Origin of the sequence: Cryobacterium sp. Y57 (assembly GCF_002929505.1) — a bacterium.
GTDB lineage: Bacteria > Actinomycetota > Actinomycetes > Actinomycetales > Microbacteriaceae > Cryobacterium.
On sequence record NZ_PJJL01000065.1, the window covers coordinates 34,911 to 60,345 of the forward strand.

Sequence of the window (25,435 nt, forward strand, 5' to 3'; positions counted from 1 at the left end):
GGGCCCGACCACCAGCAGGTGGTCGGGCCCTTTTTGTCACCGCGTCAGACGATCACGTTCGTGCTGAGGCGTTCGCGCACCACCCGCGTGGCGGCGAGCATGTTCTGCAGCGACCGCACGGTTTCGTCGTAGCCACGCGTCTTGAGGCCACAGTCCGGGTTCACCCAGACCTGGCGTTCGGGAATCGATTCCAGGGCGGTATCGAGCAGGGTCGTCAATTCGTCTACGCTCGGCACCCGGGGTGAATGAATGTCATAGATTCCGGCACCGATGCCGTGGTCGAACCCGCCAGCCTCGATCTCCCGCACGACCTCCATCCGGGAACGGGCCGCTTCGATACTCGTGACGTCCGCGTCAAGGTTGCGGATGGCTTCGATGACAACGCCGAACTCCGAATAGCAGAGGTGGGTGTGAATCTGGGTCGCATCCGTTACACCGGCCGTGGCGAGCCGGAACGAGCCGACCGACCAATCCAGGTAGTCCGCGTGGTCCTTCTCTTTCAGCGGTAACAGTTCGCGCAGGGCCGGTTCGTCGACCTGGACGATCTTGATGCCCGCAGCCTCCAAATCTCCGATTTCATCGCGCAGGGCCAGGGCTACCTGGCGGGCGGTCTCGCCGAGCGGCTGGTCATCGCGCACAAAGGACCACGCCAGAATCGTGACCGGTCCGGTCAGCATGCCCTTGACCGGCTTCGCCGTCAGGCTCTGCGCATACACCGACCAGTCCACCGTGATCGGTGCCGGGCGCGATACGTCACCCCACAGAATGGACGGCCGCGTGCAGCGGCTGCCGTAGGACTGCACCCAGCCGTTCTCGGTCACCGCAAACCCATCGAGGTTTTCGGCAAAGTACTGCACCATGTCATTGCGTTCGGGCTCTCCGTGCACGAGCACGTCAAGGCCGATCTCCTCCTGCAGGGCCACCACCCGGGCGATCTCGGCGCGCATCAGGGACCGATACTCGTCGGCGGCCAGGGTTCCCTTGAGAAACTGGGCGCGTGTTCGGCGTATGTCACCGGTCTGCGGGAACGATCCGATCGTGGTTGTCGGCAACGGTGGCAGCTGCAAGGCGGCATCCTGCGCGCTCAGTCGATCGGCGTAAGCGCCCCGGCTGAAGTCGGCGTCGGTGAGCGCCGCGGCACGGCGGCGCACGGCGCCGTCGCGCACGCCCGGGGCGCTGTGCCGCGCAGCCAGCGCCGCTTCGGCTTCAGCCAACGGCCCGGCGATCGCGGTGCGTCCATGGACGAGTCCCTGAGCGAGGGTAGCGACCTGCCCCACCTTCTGGTCGGCGAAGGCCAGCCAGCTCACCAATGAGCCCGGCAGCGACGTTTCATCGAGCACATCGTGCGGCACGTGCAGCAGGGAGGTCGAGGTGGAGACGGAAACGGAGCCTGACAGCGCCCGCACACCCTCAGCAACTCCGATGGCCCCGGTCAGGTCGCCGCGCCAGATGTTGTGGCCGTCAATCACTCCGGCGACGAGAGTCTTACCAGCCAGCCCCGGAACCGCCTGCGGCAGACTTCCCCGCACCAGGTCGAGGCCGATTGCTTCGACGGCTGTGGCGGCGAGAACCGGGAGGGCATCATCGAGGCTGCCGTAGGGCGCTGCAACGAACAGCGCCGGCCGGCCGGCCAACCGACCCAGCACCCCGTAAGCGGATGCGACGGCCGCCAGCGTCTCGGCGCGCGGCACGTCGATGGATTCACTCACCAGGCCCGGCTCGTCGAGCTGCACCCAGTCGGCGCCGGCATCCGCTAGCCGCGCCAGAAGCGCCGCGTAAACAGGAAGGAGATCATCGAGCCGGGACAGTGGCGAGAATCCGGCCGGAGCTTCATCGCTGGCCTTGCTCAGCAACAGGAACGTGACCGGCCCGACGAGCACCGGACGGGTGAGGAAGCCGGCGGCTTTGGCTTCGACGAATTCACGCACGATCCGGTCACCGGCGAGCGAGAACACCGTCTCCGGGCCGATCTCGGGCACGAGGTAATGGTAGTTGGAGTCGAACCACTTGGTCATTTCGAGGGGCAGGTTCTCACCCTCGCCCCGCGCCAGGGTGAAGTAGCCAGCCAAGTCGAGGGTTCCGTCTGCGGCGACGAGTGAGGCAAACCGGCTGGGGATCGCGCCAACGGCGACGATGGTGTCAAGTACCTGGTCATAGTAGGAAAACGACTCGGGGATCGAGGAGTCGGTGCGGCCGAGACCGAGATCGACGAGCCTGTCGCGAGTCTGCTGCCGCAGCCCGGCGGCGACAGCTTCGAGGGCGGCGGCATCGATCGCTTGGGACCAGAATGCTTCGACGGCTTTCTTCAGCTCCCGCCGCCTTCCGATGCGGGGGTAACCGAGGATGGTGCCGGAGGGAAAGGTGCTGGATACGGGCGCGCTGGGCATGGTGATTCCTTCACTGAGCGATTGTGGCTGGAATGGTCGAAGAGAACGAACGTGGTCGGTGGGCCTACGCGCTGGAACGGGCGCGAGGCCTAGGGCATGACTGCGGGCACGGTACGCGCCCCACACCCCTCGAGTATCGACAGCACGGTATCGTGCTGGTTAAAGGCATAGAGGTGGAGGCCGGGGGCACCGCCGGCGAGAACGTCCTGCCCGAGTCGTACGGCGTAGTCGATGCCGATCTGCCGCTGTCCTTCCTCGGTCGGTTCGACCTCGAGTTCGATGGACAGTTCGGCCGGCAATTTTTCACCGGAGAGCTGCAGGATGCGACGCAACCGGTTCGGGCTGGTCACCGGCATGATGCCGGGAAGAATGGGGAAGAACACTCCGGCAGAACGAGCTCGTTGGATGAAGCTCAGATAATCGTCGGCGTGAAAGAACAGCTGGGTGATCGCTAAGTTGGCCCCGGCGGCCTGCTTGGCCAACAGTGTGTCGATATCCTGGGTGACCGACCGCGAGTTGGGGTGGCCGTTGGGGAAGGCCGCGACGCCGATGCGCACCTTGTTGCGTTCGGTTTTCACCCCACGGGCACCGGGAAGACCGGGAATCACCGTCTCGGTATAGGGCACGCGTTCGGTCTGCACGCGGTGGATGAGCTGCACCAACTCCCCGGCGCTGTGCAGGTCGCCGAGAAATGTAGTGTCGCCGTCAACCGTGCCCTGCGGTGCGTCTCCGCGAATCGCGAGGAAGCTGTCGATGCCAGCGTCGAGGAACTCCCGAATGAGCCGACTGGCGTCTGCGTGCGAGGAGCCGACGCAGGTGAGGTGGGCCATGGCGTCCACAGACGTGTGGTCCTTGATGTAGCGCAAAACGTCGAGCGAGGAGTTGCGGGAGGAACCGTTGGCACCATAGGTGACCGAGATGAACTCCGGACCGGCGGCGGCGAGATGATCGATCGTGCGGGTGAGAGCGGATGCTGCGGCCACCGATTTCGGTGGGTACACCTCGAACGAGAACGCCGGGCGGGTGTTACACGCGGAAATCCCTGTCGCGGTCATGGTCCCTCATTCGGCAGAAGCGGTACAGCGGTGGTGGCCAGGCGGCCGCGGACGCGCCAAGACTGGCGGTTCTTCGCGGGCGGATGCCGGGCTCGGCTGTCGCTCCATGCCGAGGAACGAATTCCGTCGGCAACGATTGATTAGACACTAACAACACCACCACCGCCGCGCCCGAATATGACAGTTCGTGTCATCGCGGCTCGCGGCGGTCTGTCGACCGTTAGGCGGAAAGCCCGGGCATGATGACATACGGAGCGAAGGATGCTTCGATCTCCGCGGTGACGAAGGCCGTGACATGGGTGCCGGTCTCCACATATTCGGTGGTCTCAATGCGACCCAGATCGTGCAAAACTGCGATGAGGTCGCCGCGGTCGTAGGGAATGAGCAGGTCGAGTTGAATCTGCGGTGTCGGCAGCAGGAGCGCCACGGCGGCAAGGACGGTCTCGATGCCCTCACCGGTGCGCGCGGACACGAACGTTGCTTTCGGCTCCAGGCCGCGCAGAACGAGTCGGTCATCGTCGCTGATCAGGTCACTCTTGTTGAAGACGACCAATTCGGGAATGTCGCGGGCGCCGACCTCGAAGATGACGTCGCGCACGGTGGCGAGTTGGGCGACCGGGTCGGGGTGCGAGCCGTCAACGACGTGCACGATGACGTCGGCGTCGGCGACTTCTTCAAGGGTCGAGCGAAATGCTTCGACGAGTTGGTGCGGCAGGTTGCGCACGAAACCGACCGTGTCGGTGAGGGTATACAGGCGTCCGTCAAGCGTCGTCGACTTGCGCACGGTGGCGTCGAGGGTCGCGAACAGGGAGTTTTCAACGAGCACTCCGGCCTTGGTGATCCGGTTGAGCAGGCTGGACTTGCCGGCGTTGGTGTAGCCGACGATGGCGACGGAGGGAACGGCGTTGCGCTTGCGGTTGGCGCGTTTGGCCTCCCGGGCCGGCTTCATCTCGACCATCTGCTTGCGCAGTTTGGACATACGGGTGTGGATGCGGCGGCGGTCGAGTTCGATCTTGGTCTCACCGGGGCCACGCGACCCCATTCCGGCTCCGGCGCCTCCGACCTGGCCGCCGGCCTGGCGGGACATCGAGTCACCCCAACCACGCAGGCGGGGCAGCATGTAGGCCATCTGGGCGAGTTCCACCTGCGCCTTACCCTCGCGACTCTTGGCATGCTGGCTGAAGATGTCGAGGATCACGGCTGTACGGTCGATGACCTTGACCCTGACGACGTCTTCGAGGGCACGCCGTTGGCTGGGCGCGAGTTCGGTGTCGGCTATGACCGTATCGGCGCCGAGCGCTTTCACGATGTCGGCGACTTCTTGGGCCTTGCCCTTACCGAGATAGGTGCTCGGATCGGGGGTGGCGCGACGCTGCAGTAAGCCGTCGAGCACGGTCGCCCCGGCGGTTTCTGCGAGGGCGGCCAGTTCGCGCATGGAGTTTTCCGCGTCGTCGACGGTGCCGTGTGTGTAGACGCCCACCAGCACAACGTTTTCCAGGCGGAGCTGGCGGTATTCGACCTCGGTGACGTCTTCGAGCTCGGTGGAGAGTCCGCCGACTCGGCGCAGGGCATTGCGGTCGGCACGTTCGGACTGGTCACCGTCGTGGTCACTGCTGTCGTACTCGCCGAAGGACTGCGCTTGGAGGGCCTGGGCTGACCCACTCCGGAACAGTGAGTAACCGGCAGCTTTGCTGTCAGCGCTCGCCAACACTCGTGCCACAACATCGTCTGGGTCGAGAGATTCTGCGTCTGGGTTGTCTACCGTGTCGTTGCCCGAGGGCGCCGTTGGATCATTCATCCCCTTAACCTTAGTTGAACGAAGTTGAAAGGTTCCCTTATGTCGTCCGACCACTATTTTTCTCCGGCACCTGGCACCGTATTGAAAACTCGCCAGATCACCGTGCACTTACAGGGGCAGGACCGGCTCCTGACGACGGCCAACTCGGTGTTCAGCCCGGCTCATATCGACACCGGCACCGAGGTTTTACTCAAGTACGCCCCCGAGCCACCACTGACCGGCCACTTTCTCGATCTTGGCTGCGGCTGGGGGCCCATCGCGCTGCACCTTGCGCTTGCCTCCCCCAACGCAACCATCTGGGCCGTCGACGTGAACGAGCGTGCCCTTGATCTCGTGCGCACCAACGCGGCCGCCCTCGGCGTGACCAACATCAAGGCCGTGCTCGCCGCCGACGTACCCCCAGACGTGTCGTTTCGCACGATCTGGTCGAACCCGCCCATCCGCGTCGGTAAAGACGAACTGCACCGGCTCATGCAGACCTGGCTGCCTCGTCTTGAACCGAAAGCGGATGCCTGGCTCGTCATCCAGCGCAACCTCGGCTCGGACTCTCTCCAGCGTTGGCTCGCAGCAGAACTACCGTCGCACTTCGACACCACCCGCGAGGCCATCAGTAAGGGCTTTCGAGTACTCCAGGTGCACCGCGACTAACCCAGGTTCAATACCCCGTCGAAGACCAGCTCCGCTGGCCCGGACAACGACACGTGCTCTCCGTCTTCCGCCGGGAACATCCGCACCCCGAGTACCCCACCGGGCACCTCCACCCGCCACTGGTGCGGCGCCGATTTACCGGCCCAGTGCCGGGTGGCCAGGGCGGCCGCCACTGCACCGGTGCCGCAGGACAGCGTCTCTCCGCTGCCACGTTCATGCACCCGCATGCGAAACCGGCCGACGCCGTTGAGGACCAGCGGGTCGTTCGGCACCACGAATTCGATGTTCACCCCGCCAGCAGGTTCGGGATCGAGCTGGGGAATAAAGGTGAGATCGGCCGCATCGAGTTCATCATCGTCGGCGAGAGCGACAACCGTGTGGGGGTTGCCGACGTTGATGCCCAGGCCCGGACGCGCTACCGGCAGGTTTTTGGTGCGCACGAGCGCTTCGGTCCCGTCGAGCTTCCACCGTCCGAGGTCGACCTGGAAACCGGACGCGTTGCGCTGCACGTCGCGCACGCCGCCGCGGGTGCCGATGGTGAGGGTGTCGCCGGGGTGCAGCTCGGCGAGGTTGTTCTCAATGAGGAATTTGGCATAGACCCGGATGCCATTGCCGCACATTTCCGAGACGGTCCCGTCGGCGTTCCAGTAATCCATGAACCATTCGGCAGCGTCGTCCTCGACGAGGGCGGCCGCGCCGTCAGGTAGATTCTTGCTGCGCACCGCGCGGATGACGCCGTCAGCGCCAACGCCGAACTTGCGGTCGCACACGGCGCGAATCTGCGCCGGGGTGAGCTCCGACGTGCCGTCGGGATCAGCGAACAGCACAAAGTCGTTGCCCGTGCCCTGGCCTTTGGTGAAGTTCAAAGTCATGCCCATGCTGCTAGTTTACGGGGCGGCCGCTGGGTGCACTCCCGAAGCGGCGCACGCTGTCCCTGGTCAGAACGAGCTGGGTGCACTGCCCCGATCGACGTGCGCGAGCGCGTCGTCCACCCGATCAGCCGAATCAGACTCCAACCAGTGGGTGTGCGCATAGCGTTTGAACCAGCTCACCTGCCGGCGAGCGTAACGCCGGGTCAACTGTTGGGTGGCTTCGATCGCGTCGTCTTGACTGAGCGTGCCGTGTACCTGGCCGAGGGCCTGGGCATAGCCAATGGCACGGCTCGCCGTGACGCCCCCTTCGATGCCGACCGAGAGCAAGCCGCGAGCTTCATCGACGATGCCGCTTCTCCACATTTCCTGTACCCGGGAATCGAGCCGAGGAGTGAGCTGCTCACGCGGGGTGCGCAGTCCGAGCAACACGCTGGGCCGCCAGTACACCGGTTCCGCGGGTAGGGCGGCCACGTGCGGTGCGCCGGTCAGTTCGACGACCTCCAAAGCGCGCACTAGACGCCGACCATTGCTCGGGCCGATCCGCGCAGCGGCCTCCGAGTCGACGGCCTGCAGGCGGGAATACATCAGACCCGGTCCGCTCGCCACTAGCTCAGCTTCGAGCCGGGCCCGCAACACCGGATCGGTGCCGGGAAACTGAAAGTCAAAGACGACCGCGGAAACGTAGAGGCCGGAGCCGCCGACCAGGATCGGTACTGCCCCGCGCGCGATGATCTCGTTGATGGCCGTGCGGGCATCCGTTTGGTAGTTGCTGACGGTGGCCTCATCCGACACGTCGAGCACGTCGAGCAGGTGGTGCGGAATGCCGCGACGCTTCGACCGCGACAATTTGGCGGTGCCGATGTCCATGCCGCGGTACAGCTGCATGGCATCGGCGTTGACGATTTCGGCCAGCTGACCGCGTTCAATCAACCGTTCAGCGAGGTCGAGGGACAACTCAGACTTGCCGGTACCGGTCGACCCGATGATTGCGACCAGTTCCGCTGGTTGAGCTGTCACCGCTGGTGCAGGCGACAAACGTCTATCGCTCGTCGTCGTTCACGTTGTAGATGGGAATCGTGGTGGAGCCGCTCGCGAGCCGCAGTCCGATAGTCGGCAGGCCCAGAGACACCGGGCCGGCCCCGCCGGTGCCACCACCATGGCTGGGCAATCCGCAGGACTGCGCTTCTAGGCGGTCCCAGGCATCGCCAGCCCGGGTAGAGCGGATGCGCAGCGGCGCACCGTCGGTCGAGTCGGCGATGAGGTGGAATGGCGCTGCCTGAGTCACGGTCACGGTGACCATGTCGCCGGGACGAGGGCGGGCCGAACCTGCTGGTACATCAAAGTGCACCAGGCGGCTATCGGGGGCGCGCCCGCTCAGACGATGGGTATCGCTGTCCTTTCGTCCGCCGTTAGCGACGAGCAGTTCCACCTCGCGTCCGATCAACGTTTGGTTCTCTTCGAGGGAGATGCGTTCCTGCAGGGCCGCGAGCCGCTCGTAGCGGTCCTGAACGACGGCTTTGGGAACCTGGTCGGCCATGGTCGCTGCCGGGGTACCCGGACGAATCGAGTATTGAAAAGTGAACGCAGTAGCGAACCGAGCCAGCTCGACGACCCGCAGGGTTTCCTGAAAGTCTTCTTCGGTTTCGCCGGGGAAGCCGACGATGATGTCGGTGCTGATGGCGGCATTCGGCATTTGGGCGCGCACCCGATCGAGGATCCCGAGGAATTTTGCCCCGCGGTAGGAGCGCCGCATCGATTTGAGGATGCGATCAGATCCCGACTGCAGCGGCATATGCAGCTGCGGCATGACGGCGGGCGTTTCAGCCATGGCGTCGATGACGTCGTCCGTGAATGCGGCGGGGTGCGGGCTGGTAAAGCGGATGCGCTCCAGCCCCTCGATTTTACCGGCCGCGCGCAGTAGCTTGCCAAAAGCAAGACGGTCACCGAACTCAACCCCGTAGGAGTTGACGTTCTGCCCCAGAAGGGTGACCTCGATAGCGCCGTCGTCGACGAGCGACTGAATTTCGGCAAGAATCTCGCCCGGACGACGGTCTTTCTCCTTGCCACGCAGGGCCGGAACGATGCAGAACGTGCAGGTGTTGTTGCAGCCGACCGAAATGGACACCCAACCGCTGTAGCTGGAGTCGCGTTTTGTGGGCAGGGTCGAGGGGAAGGTCTCGAGGGACTCCAGAATTTCGAGCTGGGCCTCGCCGTTGTGGCGCGCTCGTTCGAGCAGGCTGGGAAGGGAACCCATGTTGTGAGTACCAAAGACAACATCGACCCACGGTGCCTTCTCAAGGATCGTGGTCTTGTCTTTTTGGGCAAGGCATCCGCCAACGGCGATCTGCATGCCAGCGTGCTTGCGCTTGACCGAGGCGAGGTAGCCCAGATTGCCGTAGAGCTTGTTGTCGGCGTTCTCACGTACCGCACACGTATTGATCACGACGATGTCAGCTTCGCCACCGTTGGCGGAGACGTAGCCGGCCGCCTCGAGCGAGCCGCTGAGCCGCTCGGAGTCGTGCACGTTCATCTGGCATCCGAAGGTGCGCACTTCGTAGGTGCGGGCCTGCCCTGAATCGTCGATCGCGGCTGCCGAGGGGGCGATCACGGTGCGGCGGGCTAGTTCGGGGGCGACAATACTCATAATGAGAGTAGTTTACGCGAGCAACTCGGTGTGTGAACCGTGTGCCGGATGGAGTTCTGCATTTGTGACGGTGTCAACGGAACCGTACGCCGGAAGCGGCACCGCCGCCGCGGCTGTCCATGGCGGCCTTGACCGCGAGACGTACCGCTGACGATCTGTAGCCCTTACGCATGAGAAAGCCGGTGAGTCTGCGATCGATAGTCTGGTCGTCGAAGCGTTCCATCTGACCGATGCGCTTGGTGGCGAGCTCGATGGCCCGCTCTGCTTCATCGTTGGGGAGTTCTTCGAGCTTGTCCATCATGACGCTCGGGTCAAGCTTGCGCCGACGCATTTCAGCTTCGACGCCGGTACGCCCTAGACCCTTGCGCACGTTATGGCTGTGGATGATCTGATCGGCGAGTTTGGTCTCGTCGAGGTAACCCAACTCGATGAACTTCGCGATGATCTCACTCGCTTCGCCCGAGTCGACACCGGTGGCATTGAGCACCAGCAGTGCTTCGACCGTCGAGAGCGAGCGGCCTCGCAGTCGGTGCAACAGCACTTTTTCGGCACGTTCACGCTGGTCGAGTGCATCAGCCTGGGAGAAAGAGTCGTCATCGTCGGCGCCGTGCGCCATATCGGCCGGGACAGCGCCAGCTGCGGTGTCAGCCTCAGCCTTGCTGGCCACTGCCGCTGCCGCTGTAAACCTGTCAACCTCGGCCGAATCGCCCTCAACCGAATCGACCTCGGCCGAATCGACCTCGAGGGGTGAGCGACGTTTCATTCCCGGGGCCGCACCGTGCAGGTAGGTCACGGGAGCCAATCCGGCGTCTGTACGTTCTCCTGCGTCATCTTGGGGTTCGAAGCGAACCATTCCCGTGACCTACCTTTCGGTGTTCGTTTAATGCGGTGCCTTGCTCGTGCTGCGTTGCCGGGTTACGCGGTCTTGCGAGCAGGCGGGGCCTTGGTAACGATCGGGCCACCGGCGAGTAGAGCCGCAGCATCCGCTTCAGCTTTGGCTTTGGTTTCGGCCTCCAGCGCGATCGCGGCAGCGGCTTTTTCGGCGGCCTTGGCTGCGATGCCTTCGGGGCCGATTCCGAGCTTGATCAGAATCTTGCGCTCGATCTCGTTGGCCGTATCAGGGTTCTTAAGGAGAAAGTTGCGCGAGTTCTCTTTGCCCTGGCCGAGTTGGTCGCCGTCGTAGGTGTACCAGGCGCCAGACTTTTTGACGATGCCCTGGTCAACACCAAAGTCGATCAGACTGCCCTCGCGGGAAATACCGATGCCGTAGATGATGTCGAATTCGGCCTGTTTGAAGGGCGGTGCCATCTTGTTTTTGACGACCTTCACCCTGGTGCGGTTACCGACGGCGTCGGTGCCGTCTTTCAGGGTTTCAATGCGCCGAATGTCGAGGCGCACCGAGGCATAGAACTTGAGTGCCTTACCGCCCGAGGTAGTCTCGGGACTGCCGAAGAACACACCGATCTTCTCGCGCAACTGGTTGATGAAGATCATGGTCGTGTTGGTCTGGCTGAGGCCACCGGTGAGCTTGCGGAGAGCCTGCGACATAAGACGGGCCTGCAGGCCCACGTGGGAGTCACCCATCTCGCCCTCAATCTCGGCGCGCGGCACGAGGGCAGCAACGGAGTCGACGACGATCAGGTCGATCGAACCGCTTCGCACGAGCATGTCGGCAATTTCCAGGGCCTGCTCACCGGTGTCGGGCTGGGACACGAGGAGGGCGTCGATGTCGACGCCGAGCTTCTTGGCATATTCCGGGTCGAGGGCGTGTTCGGCGTCGATAAAGGCGGCGATGCCACCGTTCTTCTGCGCGTTCGCGATGGCGTGCAGTGTGAGGGTGGTCTTGCCCGAAGATTCCGGGCCGTAGATTTCTACGATGCGTCCGCGCGGCAGTCCCCCAACGCCGAGTGCGACGTCCAGGGCGATCGACCCAGTGGAAATGGTCTCAACGGGGGCGCGATCGTCGCTGCCGAGACGCATGACCGAGCCCTTGCCGAACTGACGATCGATTTGCGCGAGTGCGGTTTCGAGAGCTTTCTCGCGGTTAGCTTGTGATGCCATGGTCGTTATCTCCTTGGGGTCTGCACTGACGCCGGATGTGAACGGCGCTGCGGGTGTGCATAGTGGCGCCTATAGGCTGTCGGCGCACCCACCGCGAGAGCTCCGATGTGTGTTTCGACAAGGCAATTGCTGACGTTCTCTGACAAATTCGACTGTACGCCGCACCTCCGACACTGGCCGGGGACACGATCGAACGGTGCACAATTTGTCAAGGCGTCTGCTGTGGAGGAGTCTATCAATACCGAACAGATATTCGAGAATTTCCGCGGATTATTTGCGGCGTGTCGAAGTGTCGCCCTAACCGGAGAAAGGCTCGGCCGCGCTACGGGCGGGGAGCTGGGACCCCGGCGCCGTACCAGCGACTGCGGGGCACGTCGACTTCGGCGCACAGGGCCAGCCACACATCGCGGGCGGGAACACCGGCCGTGAGGGCTTGATCAGCGGTTCGACCACCGAGTGGGTTGAGCACGAGGTCGCGGGTCAGGACACGCCCATAGGCGTCGCCGAACTCTTCTTTCATCGCGGTGCGAAATTCGCTCAGTCGCACGACACTCCTCTAGTCTGCCACTGCCTGGCAGTCGCTCCCGAAATGAAAACCACCGCCGACGAACAACGTCGGCGGTGGTGGTGGTGATTTTTTGTTATGAATTCTGAGGCGGTGCCGGGAGAGATTACCGCACCATGAAATCGGAATCGAACGTTTTGACGAACTCGTCCGGTACCGTATCGGGGAACTGGTCGATGCCTTCGATCACGGCGAGACGGTCACCAACTTCACGCATGATGACCGAAATCGGGGTTTCCAGTGCATCTGCGACAGAAGCGAGAATCTCCGAAGAGGCCTCTTTCTGTCCGCGTTCTACCTCACTGAGATAGCCGAGCGCGACGCTGGCTTTGCTTGCGACCTGACGCAGGGTACGCCCCTTTTGCAGGCGGAAGTCCCTGAGCACATCGCCGATTTCCTGACGAACAAGAATCATCGGAACCTCCTTCTTATGCCTAATCATTTAAGGCCTATAACCATCGGATTGCGGTGCTGGATGTTTAGAATACTGTATCGATCCGACATTGTGACACTACCGAGAATCACTGGGCTTTGCTTGTGAATGTCTTCGATGTAACCAGCACGTAACAGTAACTATTCCGGGTCACCCTCCGCTATCAGCGCACGCACAGCATCAATCGCCTGACGTACGGTTTCGCCGCGAATCTCGGCCCGATCACCGTCCAGATGCAGCGGCACAGCCCAGGAACCGGTGCCTTTTGACAGGCCGATGAACACCGTTCCGGCTGGGTGACCACCGTCGGAACCCGGGCCGGCGACACCCGTCGTCGACACGCCGATATCGGCGCGCACATCGTTCACCGCGAGCAGGGTACGCACGCCACTCGCCATCTGCTTGGCAACGTCGGCGTGCACCGGGCCGTGCACGTTGAGCACACTGCTATCGACTTGGAGCAGGTCGCGCTTCACGGCGCTGTCGTAAGCGACCACTCCCCCACGGACCACTTGGGATGCGCCGGGGATACGAACGAGTTCGGCCACGAGCAACCCTCCGGTGAGTGATTCGGCGACGGCGATCGTGAAATGACGAGCGGTGAGTTCCGCGATCAGCTCGGCCGTCGCATCCGCTGCCGTCGTGTGCACCGCGTCAGGCAACGTTATGCTTTCGCAGGCGCCAGGCGGAGACCAGGTAGTCAAGGCCGGAGACCACGGTGAGTACCAGAGCGATGGTCATGGTGGCCGTGTTGATCCAGTGCACCCATTCGCCCAAGACCAGCCAGAACGGCAGCAGAGCGAGCGAGATAGCCACGGACTGGGCAATGGTTTTGAGCTTGCCACCGCGGCTGGCCGGAATGACCCGGTTGCGCAGCATAACGAACCGAAACACCGTGATGCCGATTTCGCGCAGAAGGATGACGATGGTCACCCACCAGGGCAATTCACTGAGGATGGACAGACAGACCAACGCACCACCGGTGAGGATCTTGTCGGCGATCGGGTCCAGGATCTTACCGAGGTCAGTGACCAGATTGTGTCGCCGGGCGATCATGCCGTCGATGCCGTCGGTGGCGATCGCGATGATGAACAGCACGGCGGCGGCCCAGCGCAGGGCGTCATGGGCACCGTTGTCGGCCAGCAGCATCCAGATGAAGAGCGGAGCGAGCAGGATGCGCACGACCGTGATCAGGTTGGGCACGTTCCAGTTGCTGGGGCGGGAGACGGATTCGTGCGGTAATGCCATGGTTCAGTCCCTGCCGGTTAGTTTCCAGGCATCCTCGTCGTCTTCGGCGCCATCTACTTCAGGATACCCCTGTGACATTTTCTCTACCGGGTCGTCGGCATAGCGGGGGTCAGGCGCTGCGTCGGCACCGGATTGTCCGGACTGTGCCTTCAGAGCATGCTGCTCGTCATCGGAGCCGCGCAGACGGGCCAGAACGCTCGGCAGCTGTTCGGCATTCACCAGCACGTCACGCGCCTTGGAGCCTTCGGATGGGCCGACGATTTCGCGGGATTCGAGCAGGTCCATCAGTCGGCCGGCCTTGGCGAAACCGACCCGCAGCTTACGCTGCAGCATCGAGGTCGACCCGAACTGGGTCGACACGACGAGTTCAGCCGCAGCGAGGAGCACCTCAAGATCGTCACCGATATCAGAGTCGATCTCCTTGCGCGGGGCAACCATGGAGACGTCGGGCCGGTAGTCCGGCCGAGCCTGCATGGTGACATGCCTGACAACCTTCTCGATCTCGTCTTCGGTGACCCAGGCGCCCTGCACACGCACGGCTTTGGAGGCGCCCATCGGCAGGAACAACGCGTCACCCTGACCGATGAGTTTGTCGGCGCCGGGCTGGTCGAGAATGACCCGGGAGTCGGTGACGCTCGTGACAGCGAAGGCCAGCCGTGACGGCACGTTGGCCTTGATCAGCCCGGTGACAACATCGACGCTGGGCCGCTGAGTGGCCAGCACGAGGTGGATGCCGGACGCGCGGGCGAGCTGGGTGATGCGCACGATGGAGTCTTCAACGTCGCGCGGGGCGACCATCATGAGGTCCGCCAACTCATCGACGACGACCAGCAGATAGGGGTACGGCTTGAGCTTTCGCTCACTGCCAACCGGCAGCACGAGCTCGCCGTTGACGACGGCCTTGTTGAAGTCGTCGATGTGGCGAAAGCCGAAGCTCGCAAGATCGTCGTAACGCATGTCCATCTCTTTCACGACCCACTGCAGCGCTTCCGCCGCCTTCTTCGGGTTGGTGATGATGGGCGTGATGAGGTGCGGCACGCCGGCATAGGCGGCGAGCTCGACCCGTTTCGGGTCGATGAGCACCATGCGCACATCGCTTGGCTTAGCGCGCATGAGCAGGCTCGTGATCATGGAGTTGACGAAACTCGACTTGCCGGAGCCCGTCGAACCGGCCACGAGCAGGTGGGGCATTTTCGCGAGGTTGGCAATGACGAAACCGCCGCCGACGTCTTTGCCGACGCCGATGGTCATCGGGTGGGTGGCGTTGGTGGCGGTGCTCGATCGCAGCACGTCACCAAGGGTGACGATTTCGCGGTCGGTGTTGGGAATCTCGATACCGATGGCGCTCTTGCCGGGGATGGGCGAGAGAATGCGCACCTCGTTCGAGGCGACCGCGTAAGAGAGGTTCTTGCTCAGCGCGGTGACACGCTCGACCTTGACGCCGGGGCCGAGTTCGATCTCGTACTGGGTGACCGTCGGACCACGGGAGAATCCAGTGACCTTGGCATCGACCGAGAACTGGCGCAGCACCTCGGTGATCGACTTGACGACGTCATCGTTGGCGGCCGAGCGTGCTTTGGCCGGCGGGCCGGCGGTGAGAGTGGATGCCGCGGGTACGAGATAGGGAATGGCCGGGTGGGGGTCGACGGAAGCGAGCGGCGGGAGGGCAGCGCCCTCGGCATCCACTGCCTGGCTCAATTCCGGGAAGACGTCGTCGAAGCCGGGAAGAACCTCAGTGTGCCCGGCGGGATCGTCGGAGCGCAGGCCGGTGGGCGGCCCGGTGCCCAGGTCGACCTCGCCGGTGAACCGCTTGACGGCGAGCTCGGCCTTGCGCAGGTCTTCGAGCACCTCCGTGCCGTAATGGTCGCGTTCGGGCGGCGCGGTGTGGTCGATGACTTCGGGTTCGATGGCGCTGTCAAAACCACCGCGCGCCTGGTTGCCGCCGAGCAGCACGCTGAGCGGGTCGACCTCAACCGGGTTAGGTTTGACTTCGGTCGATAATGCGCTGCCGAAGTCGGGGTCTTCCTCGCGTTTGCTATTGTTGCGGCGCCACCACGGCAGGGCGCCCTCGGACTCGTCGTCGTCGACGCCGTCGAGCTCAACCTGCGCGGTCTTGCCCGGCTTGCCCCCCTTGGCCGTCTTCCCGGCCGCGCGATCTTCGTCGTCGGTAAGCTCAGCACCGAACAGCCAGTCGTACAGCTCGCGGGTGCGCTGACCGACCCGGTTCGGCGGGGTTTTGGTGATGATGAACAAGCTCAGCAACAACAACAGAATAACGACGATCGTGGCACCGATCGATGTGGTCAGCATGATCAGCGGGGCGGCGATCATCCATCCGATCACACCGCCGGCCAGTGCGAGAGCGGGCATACCGTCTTGTGGCTGTGGTTGCACGCCGAAAATGTGACACAGCCCGGAAATAGTCACGAGCAGCAGACTCAGCCCGATGCCGATGCGGCCGTTATCGTGCACGGAACTGGGTTTGCGAAAGAGCCAGACCGATAACAGCAGCAGAATGACCGGCAAGGCGAAGGCTACCCGGCCGAAGAGGCCACCGAAGGTATACGCGTCGAGCTGCTGGGCGACGACGTCATTGATGAGGAACCATTCGACGATGGCGCCGCAGATGGCGAGCAGAACGAGAAAGAACGGCAATCCATCGCGGCGCTCGTCTTTCGAAAGCTTTTCAGGGCCGAGGGCGCGGGCGGCTCCACCCGTGAGATGAGCCAGGCCTATCCAGGCGCGTGCACCCACGCTCGGTTTCACGTCGGTGGCGGTGAACTTGACGGTTTTCTGAGCGGCGGTACCGCCGGCTCCGCGGGGTGCCGGTTTGCGCGCCGGAGCGCCCTTCGCTGCCGGGTTGCGGGCACGCCCGGTCGACTTAGTGCTCGTAGCCATGAAATGACGCTACCAAGCACCGCCGACATTCGGCCGACCCCACGCCCACGGTCTGCGTGACCGGTTGGCGAAAGCCCCGCGGCGGCATCCGTTCACTGTTAATAGCGAATGGCGTCGATCACCTTGACCCGTACCGCCACCAACGCGGGGATCAGCCCCGCCAGGGCGCCGACTACCGTCGCGCACACCAGTCCGAGGATGGCTGCTTCGACCGGGAACGGTGGAAAATCGGTGACCTGGCCCTGGCTGATGAAGTCCTCGACGAGCGGGCTCGTGACGATGAGCACGGCGACGATCACCCCGACAATTCCGGCGACGACGGTCGCGACGACGCTCTCCATCATGACGGCAAAGAAAACCCGACCGGCGGTCGCCCCGAAACTGCGCCGAATGCCGATCTCGCGAATGCGCTGCTTGAGGGTAACCAGGGCGATATTGACCAGGCCGAGCACTCCGAGCAACAACACCAATCCGGCGATAGCGCCGACGGTGAGCTTGAGCGAAAGATACGGGTCGCCCTCCATATACGCTGCGTAGTCCTGCCGGCTCACCTGAACGGATGCCTCACTCCCCAGCGCACCCTGCACGTCACGCTGCAGCGCCGTGACCAACTGTTCGGACACGTCGACCGGCACCCACAGCTCGTAGGACGGCGGTCCGAATTGCAGGTTCGGGTCGGTGACAACCGGCGTGATGGCGGTCAGCGCATCGGCCAACATGTACATGGCCGGTTCGGTCTCCCACGACAGGGCGGGGTAGACACCGGTTACAACGGCCGTCGTCGTGCGTTCGCCCACCAGGGTCACGGTCGGGTGGGTGCGCAGGTCGGGTCGGCTGAGGCGGTCCCAGAAGAGGGAGTTGACCAGCACGGCTGGCGCGAGCCGGGCCTGATCCGCGTCGGTAAACCAGACGCCCTTCTCGAGGGCGATGCGATGCATGGTGCCGTAGGGAGGGTCGACCCCGATGGTCTGCACCGGCACTGCTCCGTCGATGAACTGCACCGTCTGGCTGTTGTTGACCACCCGGCTGGCGTAACCAATCTGGTAGCGTTCGAGCGCCGTACGCCAGATCTCGGGCATTTCAGTCGGGGTGGAACCATCGCTCATCGACACGAACAGGGAGAGGCTGGCAGCGCGCCCACCGGATCGTTCGCTCGCTTCGACGGTCGCCTGCTGGGCGACCGCGCCGAGACCGACCACGGTCGTGATGGCGCAGACGGCGACGGCCACGCCGATCAGCGACAGCATGACGCGGGTTTTGTGGATGCGCACTTCCTGCCAGGCCTCGATCACAGCGCCGACCAGGTTGCTCGCGACGCGCTTCATGCTGGCACCGTTCCGCGAACCTGCAGCACACCGTGATCAAGTCGGAAGTGCCTGGTGGCACGGGCGGCGATTGCCGGATCGTGCGTGATCGTCACCAGGGCGGCACCGGATTCGGTAGCGACCTGGTCGATCAGGTCCATCACGGTTTCACCGGTTTCGAGGTCGAGGGCGCCAGTGGGTTCGTCGGCGAGAATCAGCCGGGGACCGCGCACCAGCGCGCGGGCGATCGCCACGCGCTGCTGCTCACCACCGCTCAGTCGGTCGGGTAGCGCACCGAGCCGGTCGCTGAGGCCGACCCGTTCGAGCATCTCGGTGGCGATTCGAGCGCGCTGCCAGAACTGACGACCATCCGCGTAGAGCAGCGGAGTCATCACGTTTTCGAGGGCGGTTCGACCCTGGAGCAGGTTGAACTGCTGAAAAATAAAGCCAATTTCGCGGCCCCGCAGCCGATCTCGAGCGCCGGAGGACAGCGACTGCACCGGGCGGTCTTCGAACAGCATGGTGCCGCTCGTGGGGTTGTCGAGCAGTCCGAGCAGGTTCAGCAGGGTTGTTTTGCCTGAGCCGGATCGTCCGACGATCGACACCCGGTCGCCGACGTCAACGTCGAGGTCGACACCGGAGAGGATGGTCAGCGGCGGCGCATCGATGAGCTGCACGGTGCGGGTGACACCCTCAAGGTGCAGCAGGGTCATTTGGAGATCCCGCTGCTGGAGAGGCTCGGACCGAAGCAGGCTGTGCTCCCGTCGGGCTGCAGATTGCAGCCTTCGCCGTCGGGGCTGACCGCCGTGGCACCCGGAACGAACTGGTTGATCAGGTCGCCCTCGGCGAGTCCGTCGATGATCTGCACGTTGGTGCCGTCGGTCATGCCGAGCGTGACCGGCCGCTCTTGGGTGCCACCGTCTGGCATCACAAACCAGACGACGCCGGTCTGGGCGGAGCCCGTCACGGCGGTGGTCGGAACGACGAGAACGTTTTCGGCGAGGCCGGCAGCGATCGTGATCTGGGCGGCCAGACCGGAGAAGACGGTCACCTCGGCCGGAATCGCGCAGGTGACGGTGGTGCCACTCGTGGTCGGCTGGCCGCCGGATGCACCGTCGCCGCCGGTCGCTTCGCCGGCCAGCGGGGTCGTGATGGTCAAGCCGGTGCAGGTGAACGGCGCCGGCCCATTCGTGATCGCAACGGATGCCTCGGTCGGCTTGGTCAGCAGGCGATACTGCTGCTCGGGGCTGAGCGCTCCGCTCACCGAGAAGCTCGGCGGTGCGACCTGCCCGGTGGCATCCCCCACGGCCACGCTCTGGCCGTGGATCACGGTGAGCGAACTGAGGACTCCCGTAATCGGGGCGAGCACCTTGGTGAAGGTGACCACCGGTTTCGGCTGGGTCATGATGACGTTGCCGTCGGCATCCGTTGCTTCGACCGGGTCTTTGATCGTCTCAACTCGAATGTCGTAGATCTTGTCGTCTTTGTTCACGGCTTGGCCGGCCGCTATGAAGATCTCATCGACCGTGCCGATGGCGGTGGCTTTGACGGCGACTGCCGGATCGGCGCTGATCGTGCCGGGGAGGGTCACGTCGTTGCTGATGGTGCCCAGTCCCACCGGAACCTGAGGTTCGACGATGACCCCGGTCGGTTCGGCGGGGTTGCGCTCGACCTGAGTGTCGGGGTAGAACGCGAGCTTCACCAGGGCCACCGCGATGGCCGCGATCACAATCAACCGAAGTATTGGAAAGATCCATTTGCGTGCAATGTTCACAACACTCCCCACACGGCCGACCGGAGGCGGTCAGGCTCGATGGGCTGAGCCTAGCGTTTCGCGAGCGGATGCGTGCCGGCCGACTGCGACAGGCTGGCCTGACAGGCTCGGTCAGCGGAGGGGAACGTCCCGCAGAGCTAGTCGCGCACCTGTTGTGGTTCGTGGCCCCCTTACAAACGGATGCCCCGAACGCCAACGAGTGCCGCGAGCACGCGAGGAGCGGCTCAGCGGGTGGTACCAGCGACCTTGGGCAACGATCCGCCGGCGGCCGCGTTGCGGTCGGGGCGGAAGTTGGAAAAGTCGACGCCAGGAATGTCCCGGACCAGCGACAGCTCGTCCTCGATCTGGGCGGCTTCGGAGTCTTCGGGGCCAACCAGCGGCAGTCGCACCCGCGGGCTACCGATGCGGCCGAGGCCGTGCAGGATGTACTTCACCGCGACGGTTCCGGGAACGTGCGTCATGACGGCCCGCACGAGCGGTTCCAGCTGCTGGTGCGCCGCTGTGGCCACCTTCAAGTCGCCCCGGTTGACAGCGTCGACCATGTGCCGGTAGGGGGTGGCCGTGATGTTTCCGGTGACGCCGATGAGGCCGGTGGCGCCGATCGACAGGTGCGCGAGCACGTTCGGGTCATCTCCGGAGAAGTACAGGAGGTCGGTCTGGTTGAGCACCCGGCTGACCTGGGCGAAGTCGCCTTTGGCGTCCTTCATGGCGAGAATGTTGGGGTGCTTGGCCGCACGCAGGATGGTCTCGTAAGCGATCGCGACTCCCGTGCGCCCGGGGATGTCGTAGAGGATGACGGGAAGGTCAGTGGCATCGGCGATCATGCGGAAATGGGTCAGGATGCCCGCCTGGGTGGGCTTGTTGTAGTAGGGCGTGACGATCATGTTGCCGTCGGCGCCGACCTTCTCGCTCTGGCGGGCCAGCTGCATGGCGTGCGCGGTCTCATTGGAGCCACCGCCGGTGATGATCTTGGCGCGGCCGTTGGCGACCGACTTGCCCACCTCGACCAGACGGATCTTCTCCGGGTCGGTCAGGGTGCTCGTTTCACCGGTCGTGCCAGTGACGACGATGCCGTCGGCGCCGGCGTTGATGACGTCGTCGATGTGCTTCTCCACCCCCGCCCAGTCTACTTCGCCATCAAAGGTAAACGGGGTGACCAGGGCGACCAGCACCTGGCCAAAGGGATTCGTAGAGGTAGACACGGTCTACAGGCTATCGTCTCCCTCCGCACTGCTCACTACGGGGCCACGCGGCCGTTCACATTGAAGGCGGCGGAGGTAAGCGGCATGAGCTGTTCGAAATGGGTTTCCATCTGCTCGGCGCACATTTCGATCTCGCGCTGGGGGAACGACGGAAATGACGAGCCCTCCCGTTTGGTGCGCAGGCTGAGGAAGTTCATCAGTGAACGCGCGTTGAGCGTGACATACATCGAGGAGTAGATGTTCACCGGCAGCACGATGCGGGCGACTTCGCGCGCGACGCCGGCTTCGAGCATCCGCTGGTAGGCCTCGTAGGCATGGATCGCAGCGGCGCGGATCTGCTGCTGCACAAGCGCGATCTGTTCGGCGGTGCCGGGCAGAAAGTCGTAGGCACCCGGCTTGCCCACTTGCACGAGGTTACGTTCGGCAGAGGGCACGTAGAACACCGGGCCCAGCTCCCGGTAGCGGCCGGACTCTTCGTTGTAACTGGCGATGCGGTGCCGCATGAATTCGCGGAAGACGAAAATGGGGGCGCGCACATAGAACGTCATGGAGTTGTGTTCGAACGGCGAACCGTGCCGGTCGCGCATGAGGTAGTTGATCAGCCCGCGGTCACGCTTCTCGTCGGCCTCGCTCTCTGAACCGTCGAGCTGGCTGTGCTCGAGGGTCTGCTCCCCCAGAGTCGACACCCGCGCGGCAAACAGCACGTCGGAATCGTGAGCGTGTGCACGCACCAACTCCACGGTCATTTCAGATCGAAACTCTATTTCAGACACCGCCTCAGGCTAGCCGGTCTGTCGGACGGCGCGCCCGCGCAGAGACGTAATGTGTCGTCACAGTCCCCCGAACGGGGCTGCACGCACGTAACGTCGATAGCATGAACTCACTCGAAGCGACCGGACTCCTGTTCGCCCTGTTGGCTGCTACGACCGGTCTCGGCCTCGTTTTACGAGCCCGTCAGGGACGAGTGGCCCGTGTTTCTGGCGACGTCATCACTCCAGCGGATGTTGCCGCCACGGTCGCCTTCGGCCCCGCTGCCACCCTGCTGCAGTTTTCAACCGAGTTGTGCGCTCGCTGCCCGGGCACCCGCCGCCTGCTGCGCGCTGTGGCTGAGCAACGCCCTGGGGTGGTACACGTGGACGTGGATCTCACCCACCGCCCCGATCTGGCCAAACGGTACGCCGTTCTGCAAACCCCAACGACCCTGATTCTGGACGGGGCCGGTCGGGTGCAGGCCCGAGTGGGGGGCGCTCCCACTCGGACCGACGTCGGTACAACCCTTGATTCCCTCACGCGGAACACCACAACCAGCAGCACACTCGGGAGCTCTCATGTCTAAGACACCTCGCGCCCGGCTCGATCCGCGCGGACCCCGATTCGGCGCAGGTCTGACGGCCGTGCTGTTGCTTGTGGTCGTGTTTATGTCACTCACCGGAGCGTCCACTGCGGCGCTGGCCCTGCTGGCAGCGATCGCCGCATTATTCGCGTGGGGTGCATTGGCTGGCGCCGGCCGGCATCCGTACGGCGCCCTGTTCAAGAAATTCGTGCGGCCGCGCCTTGCCCCTCCGACAGAACTCGAAGACGCGGCCCCGCCCACCTTCGCGCAGGGTGTGGGCCTGGCGGTGACCGTGGTCGGACTCGTTCTGGGCGTGGCCGGTGTACCGGGCGCTGTCGGAATCACTGCGGCCGCTGCGTTTGTCGCTGCCTTTTTGAACGCGGTCTTCGATTATTGCCTCGGCTGCCAGATCTACCTGCTGCTCCTGCGATCCGGCGTGCTCAACCGGGGTGGCAGAACCGCCCAGAACGTCTGAGCCGCTTTCTCCGACCCCACCGTGACTCGTTCGGCAGATCGGATCGCGCCCCGCCCTGACGTGTCGGCTGGCTCTCAGGTAATTCCCAGACGGTAGGCGTTCGCGGTGCAGGTCGGACGGTTAGGGTGGAACTCAATCACCTGGAGGTAACAACATGCCCACGACGCTCACGAGTGAAGCAACCTCAGTATGGACCGGCGATCTTCCCACCGGTTCCGGCACCGTCACCCTCGATTCCTCGCACGCCGCCGAGTTCTCGGTGAACTGGAAGGCCCGCGCCGAGGGTGTGTCGAACACCACCAACCCGGAGGAACTGCTCGCCGCCGCCCACGCCGCCTGCTTCGCGATGGCCCTCGCCAACGCTCTCGGTTCGGCCGGCCACACTCCAGAAAGCATCCAGGCCACCGCTGCCGTGACCTTTGCGGCCGGCACCGGTGTTATTGGAAGCCACCTGCTGGTCAGTGCCAAGATTCCCGGCCTGACCGAAGCCGAGTTCGAGGTGTTCGCCCAGGATGCCAAGGAGAACTGCCCGGTCTCGAAAGCACTCGCGGGCATCCCGATCACCATCGAAGCAGAGCTCGCTTAGGGCACCGGCGTGCGCGTTCTGATCGCCGGCGCGTCCGGCCTCATCGGCCGGGAACTCAGCCGGCAGTTGGTTGGAGCCGGCCACACTCCCGTGCGCCTGGTGCGGCGCGAAGCCCTCGGCAAGAACGAGATTCGGTGGAACCCGTCTGCCCATGCCCTGGACGCTCACGTTCTGAACGACATCGACGCTGTCGTCAACCTCTCGGGCGCGTCACTGGCCCGGCTGCCGTGGACGCCTGGCTATCGCACGGAAATCCTGAGTTCGCGACTGTCTGCCACCCGCACGATCACCGACGCGCTCGGGCACGCCGCCACTCCCCCGACGGTCCTGCTCAACGGTTCCGCAGTGGGCGTGTACGGCAATCGGCCCGGGGAAATCCTCAGCGAGACGTCGACGGTTGGAACCGATTTTCTGGCCGATGTCGTCACTCAATGGGAAACTGCGGCCCAGCTCGCTCCAGAACCAACCCGGGTCGTCACGTTACGCACCGGCCTCGTACTCGCCAAGGGTGGCGCGTTGAAACCGCTACTGCCCATAGCCAAACTCGGTCTCGCCGGCCCACTCGGTGGCGGAAACCAGCACTGGCCCTGGGTGAGCTTGCACGATGAGGCTGCGGCTATCCTGCATCTGCTCACCTCGACGCTCTCTGGCCCGGTCAATCTCGTCGGGCCATCCGCGGCCACAGCGAACGACATCATCAAGGCGCTCGCCACTGCGCTGCACCGGCCGTTTTTCTTACCGGTGCCCCAGCAGGTCTTGACGCTGCTGTTGCAGGACGCCGCCCGCCAACTACTGCTCGCAGACCAACAGGTCAGCGCCCAGAAACTTTTGGACGACGGGTTCGAGTTCGCTCATAGAACACCAGCCACAGCGATCGCCTGGATGCTCCGGCAGCCGTAGCCTGCGATTACTTCGGGGTGCGTTCGAGGCTGATCGCGGTGCGGATCGCCCCGCGAGCGCGCTTGCGATCGCCGGCGGCATCGTAGGCGAGGCCGAGGCGCAGCCAAGCGTGCCAGTTCTCTGGCTCGGCTTCGACCCCCGCCTGCGCGGTTGGAAACTGCTCGTCGGCAGCATCCCGGTAGGGACGACCACTCGGCCGTACCGCCACATCGGCGGCGGGAAGGCCGCCCAGCCGTTCGAGCTCGCGCATCAGGCGTTCCGAGCGGATACCGAACACCACTTCGCGCGCCAGAGCCCAGAAACCAATCAGCGGCAAAATGAGAAGGGCAAGGCCGATGGCGATGCCGATCGGCTCCCCGCTCTGGATGAACAGGACCGCGCGTACGCCGACCGACACCAGGTAGAAGACGAGCAGAACCGCCATGACCACGACAGCGATCTTGCCCTTCACTTCGAGGCTCCTTCGCTGCCGGCCATAGTGAATCCCAGGTCGACGATCTGGTCGAGGCCGACCGATACACCTCGAGCGGTTCGCGCGGCCTCGAGGGCGAGCAGGATGCCATTTTCATAAGCGCTCGGTGACAGGGTGTTGTGGCTGATCGTGAGGGTTTCGCCGGTGCCGCCGAGGAGGACGTCTTGCCGGGCCAGGAGTCCGGACAGACGCAGGCTGTGTACGGGCACGCTCGCAACCTGCTGGCCACGGGCACGCTGATCAGTGTGCGGCGCCGAAACCGGGCCGAGGTCAGCGCGTGCCCGGCCGATCAGTTCGGCGGTGCGCACCGCCGTGCCCGACGGCGAATCAACCTTCGACGGCTGGTGAGCCTCGATAATTTCGATGGAGTCGTAGAACCGGGCGGCCAAGGCCGCGAAGGCCGTTGCGAGCACCGATCCGACCGAGAAGTTCGGAATAATAATGACGCCGGTGTCCTCGCGGCCAGCGAGACGCCGGGCGAGAGAATCAATACCGTCCTGGGTCCAGCCCGAAGTGCCGACGAGCACCTGCAGACCGTGCTCGGTCGCAAAATCGACGACGTTACGGCTCACGTCGGGCCGGGTCAGGTCAACGGCGATCTGCGCGTGGAGCATCTCGCGCAGCTCGCTGTGGGAATCGAGCCGGGCGACGACCTCGAAGCCCTCGGTTCGGGCGATCAGGTCGGAAACCAAGCGGCCCATCTTGCCCGTCGCTCCAATGATGGCCACCGTTGTTGTCATGACACCAATCTACCAATTGATCACGTCACTACTGGCCCGC

At 64.1% G+C, this 25,435-nt stretch carries 25 protein-coding genes; 5 read left to right on the forward strand and 20 right to left on the reverse strand.

Translation table 11 applies throughout. The features are described 5' to 3' along the window. Positions 1-44 precede the first annotated feature (44 nt). The 3 genes from metE to hflX all read right to left on the reverse strand — a co-directional run bounded on the left by metE (position 45) and on the right by hflX (position 5,240). The gene (gene metE / locus CXY72_RS08340) at positions 45-2,387 is read right to left on the reverse strand and encodes a 5-methyltetrahydropteroyltriglutamate--homocysteine S-methyltransferase (RefSeq protein ID WP_104127234.1); all 2,343 of its coding nucleotides are present in this window, start codon (positions 2,385-2,387) and stop codon (positions 45-47) included. Between the two features lie 89 nt (positions 2,388-2,476). After that, positions 2,477-3,442, reverse strand: coding sequence for a methylenetetrahydrofolate reductase (locus CXY72_RS08345; protein ID WP_104127235.1), 966 nt, complete (start codon positions 3,440-3,442; stop codon positions 2,477-2,479). A 220-nt stretch (positions 3,443-3,662) separates the two neighbouring features. Then, positions 3,663-5,240, reverse strand: a complete 1,578-nt coding sequence (gene hflX, locus CXY72_RS08350) for a GTPase HflX (protein ID WP_104127236.1) — start codon at positions 5,238-5,240, stop codon at positions 3,663-3,665. Between the two features lie 39 nt (positions 5,241-5,279). Here hflX and CXY72_RS08355 point away from each other — a divergent pair, with 39 nt between their 5' ends. Further along, positions 5,280-5,888: a class I SAM-dependent methyltransferase gene (locus CXY72_RS08355; RefSeq protein ID WP_104127237.1), complete on the forward strand. Its 609-nt coding sequence runs from the start codon at positions 5,280-5,282 to the stop codon at positions 5,886-5,888. On the opposite strand, the gene dapF is transcribed toward CXY72_RS08355, so the two are convergent. The 15 genes from dapF to thyX form a co-directional block, all read right to left on the reverse strand. Beyond that, positions 5,885-6,760, reverse strand: a complete 876-nt coding sequence (gene dapF / locus CXY72_RS08360; protein WP_104127333.1) for a diaminopimelate epimerase — start codon at positions 6,758-6,760, stop codon at positions 5,885-5,887. The genes CXY72_RS08355 and dapF overlap by 4 nt on opposite strands. Positions 6,761-6,826: 66 nt before the next feature. Then, the gene (gene miaA, locus CXY72_RS08365) at positions 6,827-7,777 is read right to left on the reverse strand and encodes a tRNA (adenosine(37)-N6)-dimethylallyltransferase MiaA (RefSeq protein WP_199183994.1); all 951 of its coding nucleotides are present in this window, start codon (positions 7,775-7,777) and stop codon (positions 6,827-6,829) included. 22 nt (positions 7,778-7,799) lie between these two features. Then, the gene (gene miaB, locus CXY72_RS08370; RefSeq protein ID WP_104127238.1) at positions 7,800-9,404 is read right to left on the reverse strand and encodes a tRNA (N6-isopentenyl adenosine(37)-C2)-methylthiotransferase MiaB; all 1,605 of its coding nucleotides are present in this window, start codon (positions 9,402-9,404) and stop codon (positions 7,800-7,802) included. Between the two features lie 73 nt (positions 9,405-9,477). Then, a complete protein-coding gene (locus CXY72_RS08375) occupies positions 9,478-10,257 on the reverse strand; it encodes a regulatory protein RecX (RefSeq protein WP_104127239.1) in 780 nt (259 codons plus the stop codon). A 62-nt stretch (positions 10,258-10,319) separates the two neighbouring features. Next, complete coding sequence (gene recA / locus CXY72_RS08380; protein ID WP_104127240.1) at positions 10,320-11,465, reverse strand: recombinase RecA; 1,146 nt, start codon at positions 11,463-11,465, stop codon at positions 10,320-10,322. Between the two features lie 322 nt (positions 11,466-11,787). Beyond that, entirely contained in the window at positions 11,788-12,012 is a 225-nt protein-coding gene (locus CXY72_RS08385) for a DUF3046 domain-containing protein (protein WP_104127241.1), read from the reverse strand. Positions 12,013-12,136: 124 nt separating this feature from the next. Further along, the gene (locus CXY72_RS08390; protein ID WP_104127242.1) at positions 12,137-12,445 is read right to left on the reverse strand and encodes a helix-turn-helix domain-containing protein; all 309 of its coding nucleotides are present in this window, start codon (positions 12,443-12,445) and stop codon (positions 12,137-12,139) included. 158 nt (positions 12,446-12,603) lie between these two features. After that, on the reverse strand, positions 12,604-13,113 hold the full coding sequence (locus CXY72_RS08395; protein WP_104127335.1) for a CinA family protein: 510 nt from the start codon (positions 13,111-13,113) through the stop codon (positions 12,604-12,606). Between the two features lie 4 nt (positions 13,114-13,117). Next, positions 13,118-13,711: a CDP-diacylglycerol--glycerol-3-phosphate 3-phosphatidyltransferase gene (pgsA, locus tag CXY72_RS08400; RefSeq protein WP_104127243.1), complete on the reverse strand. Its 594-nt coding sequence runs from the start codon at positions 13,709-13,711 to the stop codon at positions 13,118-13,120. Positions 13,712-13,714: 3 nt separating this feature from the next. Continuing rightward, a complete protein-coding gene (locus CXY72_RS08405; protein WP_104127244.1) occupies positions 13,715-16,609 on the reverse strand; it encodes a DNA translocase FtsK in 2,895 nt (964 codons plus the stop codon). Between the two features lie 98 nt (positions 16,610-16,707). Further along, on the reverse strand, positions 16,708-17,934 hold the full coding sequence (locus tag CXY72_RS08410) for an ABC transporter permease (RefSeq protein WP_104127245.1): 1,227 nt from the start codon (positions 17,932-17,934) through the stop codon (positions 16,708-16,710). Beyond that, positions 17,931-18,626, reverse strand: coding sequence for an ABC transporter ATP-binding protein (locus CXY72_RS08415; RefSeq protein WP_104127246.1), 696 nt, complete (start codon positions 18,624-18,626; stop codon positions 17,931-17,933). The genes CXY72_RS08410 and CXY72_RS08415 overlap by 4 nt, the downstream gene beginning before the upstream one ends. Next, positions 18,623-19,687 (reverse strand): efflux RND transporter periplasmic adaptor subunit, encoded by a 1,065-nt coding sequence (locus tag CXY72_RS08420; protein ID WP_199183995.1) that lies wholly within the window; start codon positions 19,685-19,687, stop codon positions 18,623-18,625. Before CXY72_RS08420 ends, CXY72_RS08415 begins: the two co-directional genes overlap by 4 nt. Before the next feature lie 224 nt (positions 19,688-19,911). Beyond that, positions 19,912-20,889 (reverse strand): 4-hydroxy-tetrahydrodipicolinate synthase, encoded by a 978-nt coding sequence (gene dapA, locus CXY72_RS08425; RefSeq protein WP_104127247.1) that lies wholly within the window; start codon positions 20,887-20,889, stop codon positions 19,912-19,914. A gap of 35 nt (positions 20,890-20,924) precedes the next feature. After that, positions 20,925-21,635: an FAD-dependent thymidylate synthase gene (thyX, locus tag CXY72_RS08430; protein ID WP_233197728.1), complete on the reverse strand. Its 711-nt coding sequence runs from the start codon at positions 21,633-21,635 to the stop codon at positions 20,925-20,927. Positions 21,636-21,763: 128 nt separating this feature from the next. Here thyX and CXY72_RS08435 point away from each other — a divergent pair, with 128 nt between their 5' ends. The 4 genes from CXY72_RS08435 (at position 21,764) to CXY72_RS08450 (ending at position 24,183) form a co-directional block, all read left to right on the forward strand. After that, the gene (locus CXY72_RS08435) at positions 21,764-22,225 is read left to right on the forward strand and encodes a thioredoxin family protein (RefSeq protein WP_104127249.1); all 462 of its coding nucleotides are present in this window, start codon (positions 21,764-21,766) and stop codon (positions 22,223-22,225) included. Further along, entirely contained in the window at positions 22,218-22,697 is a 480-nt protein-coding gene (locus tag CXY72_RS08440; protein ID WP_104127250.1) for a DUF4395 domain-containing protein, read from the forward strand. The genes CXY72_RS08435 and CXY72_RS08440 overlap by 8 nt, the downstream gene beginning before the upstream one ends. Before the next feature lie 154 nt (positions 22,698-22,851). Continuing rightward, a complete protein-coding gene (locus CXY72_RS08445) occupies positions 22,852-23,283 on the forward strand; it encodes an OsmC family peroxiredoxin (protein ID WP_104127251.1) in 432 nt (143 codons plus the stop codon). Between the two features lie 9 nt (positions 23,284-23,292). Then, complete coding sequence (locus CXY72_RS08450) at positions 23,293-24,183, forward strand: TIGR01777 family oxidoreductase (RefSeq protein WP_104127252.1); 891 nt, start codon at positions 23,293-23,295, stop codon at positions 24,181-24,183. A gap of 7 nt (positions 24,184-24,190) precedes the next feature. On the opposite strand, the gene CXY72_RS08455 is transcribed toward CXY72_RS08450, so the two are convergent. Both CXY72_RS08455 and dapB read right to left on the reverse strand, forming a co-directional pair. After that, positions 24,191-24,634 carry a hypothetical protein gene (locus tag CXY72_RS08455; protein WP_104127253.1) on the reverse strand — a complete coding sequence of 148 codons (444 nt, stop codon included), beginning with the start codon at positions 24,632-24,634 and terminating at the stop codon, positions 24,191-24,193. Continuing rightward, positions 24,631-25,395 (reverse strand): 4-hydroxy-tetrahydrodipicolinate reductase, encoded by a 765-nt coding sequence (gene dapB, locus CXY72_RS08460; protein WP_104127254.1) that lies wholly within the window; start codon positions 25,393-25,395, stop codon positions 24,631-24,633. Before dapB ends, CXY72_RS08455 begins: the two co-directional genes overlap by 4 nt. Positions 25,396-25,435: the final 40 nt, after the last annotated feature.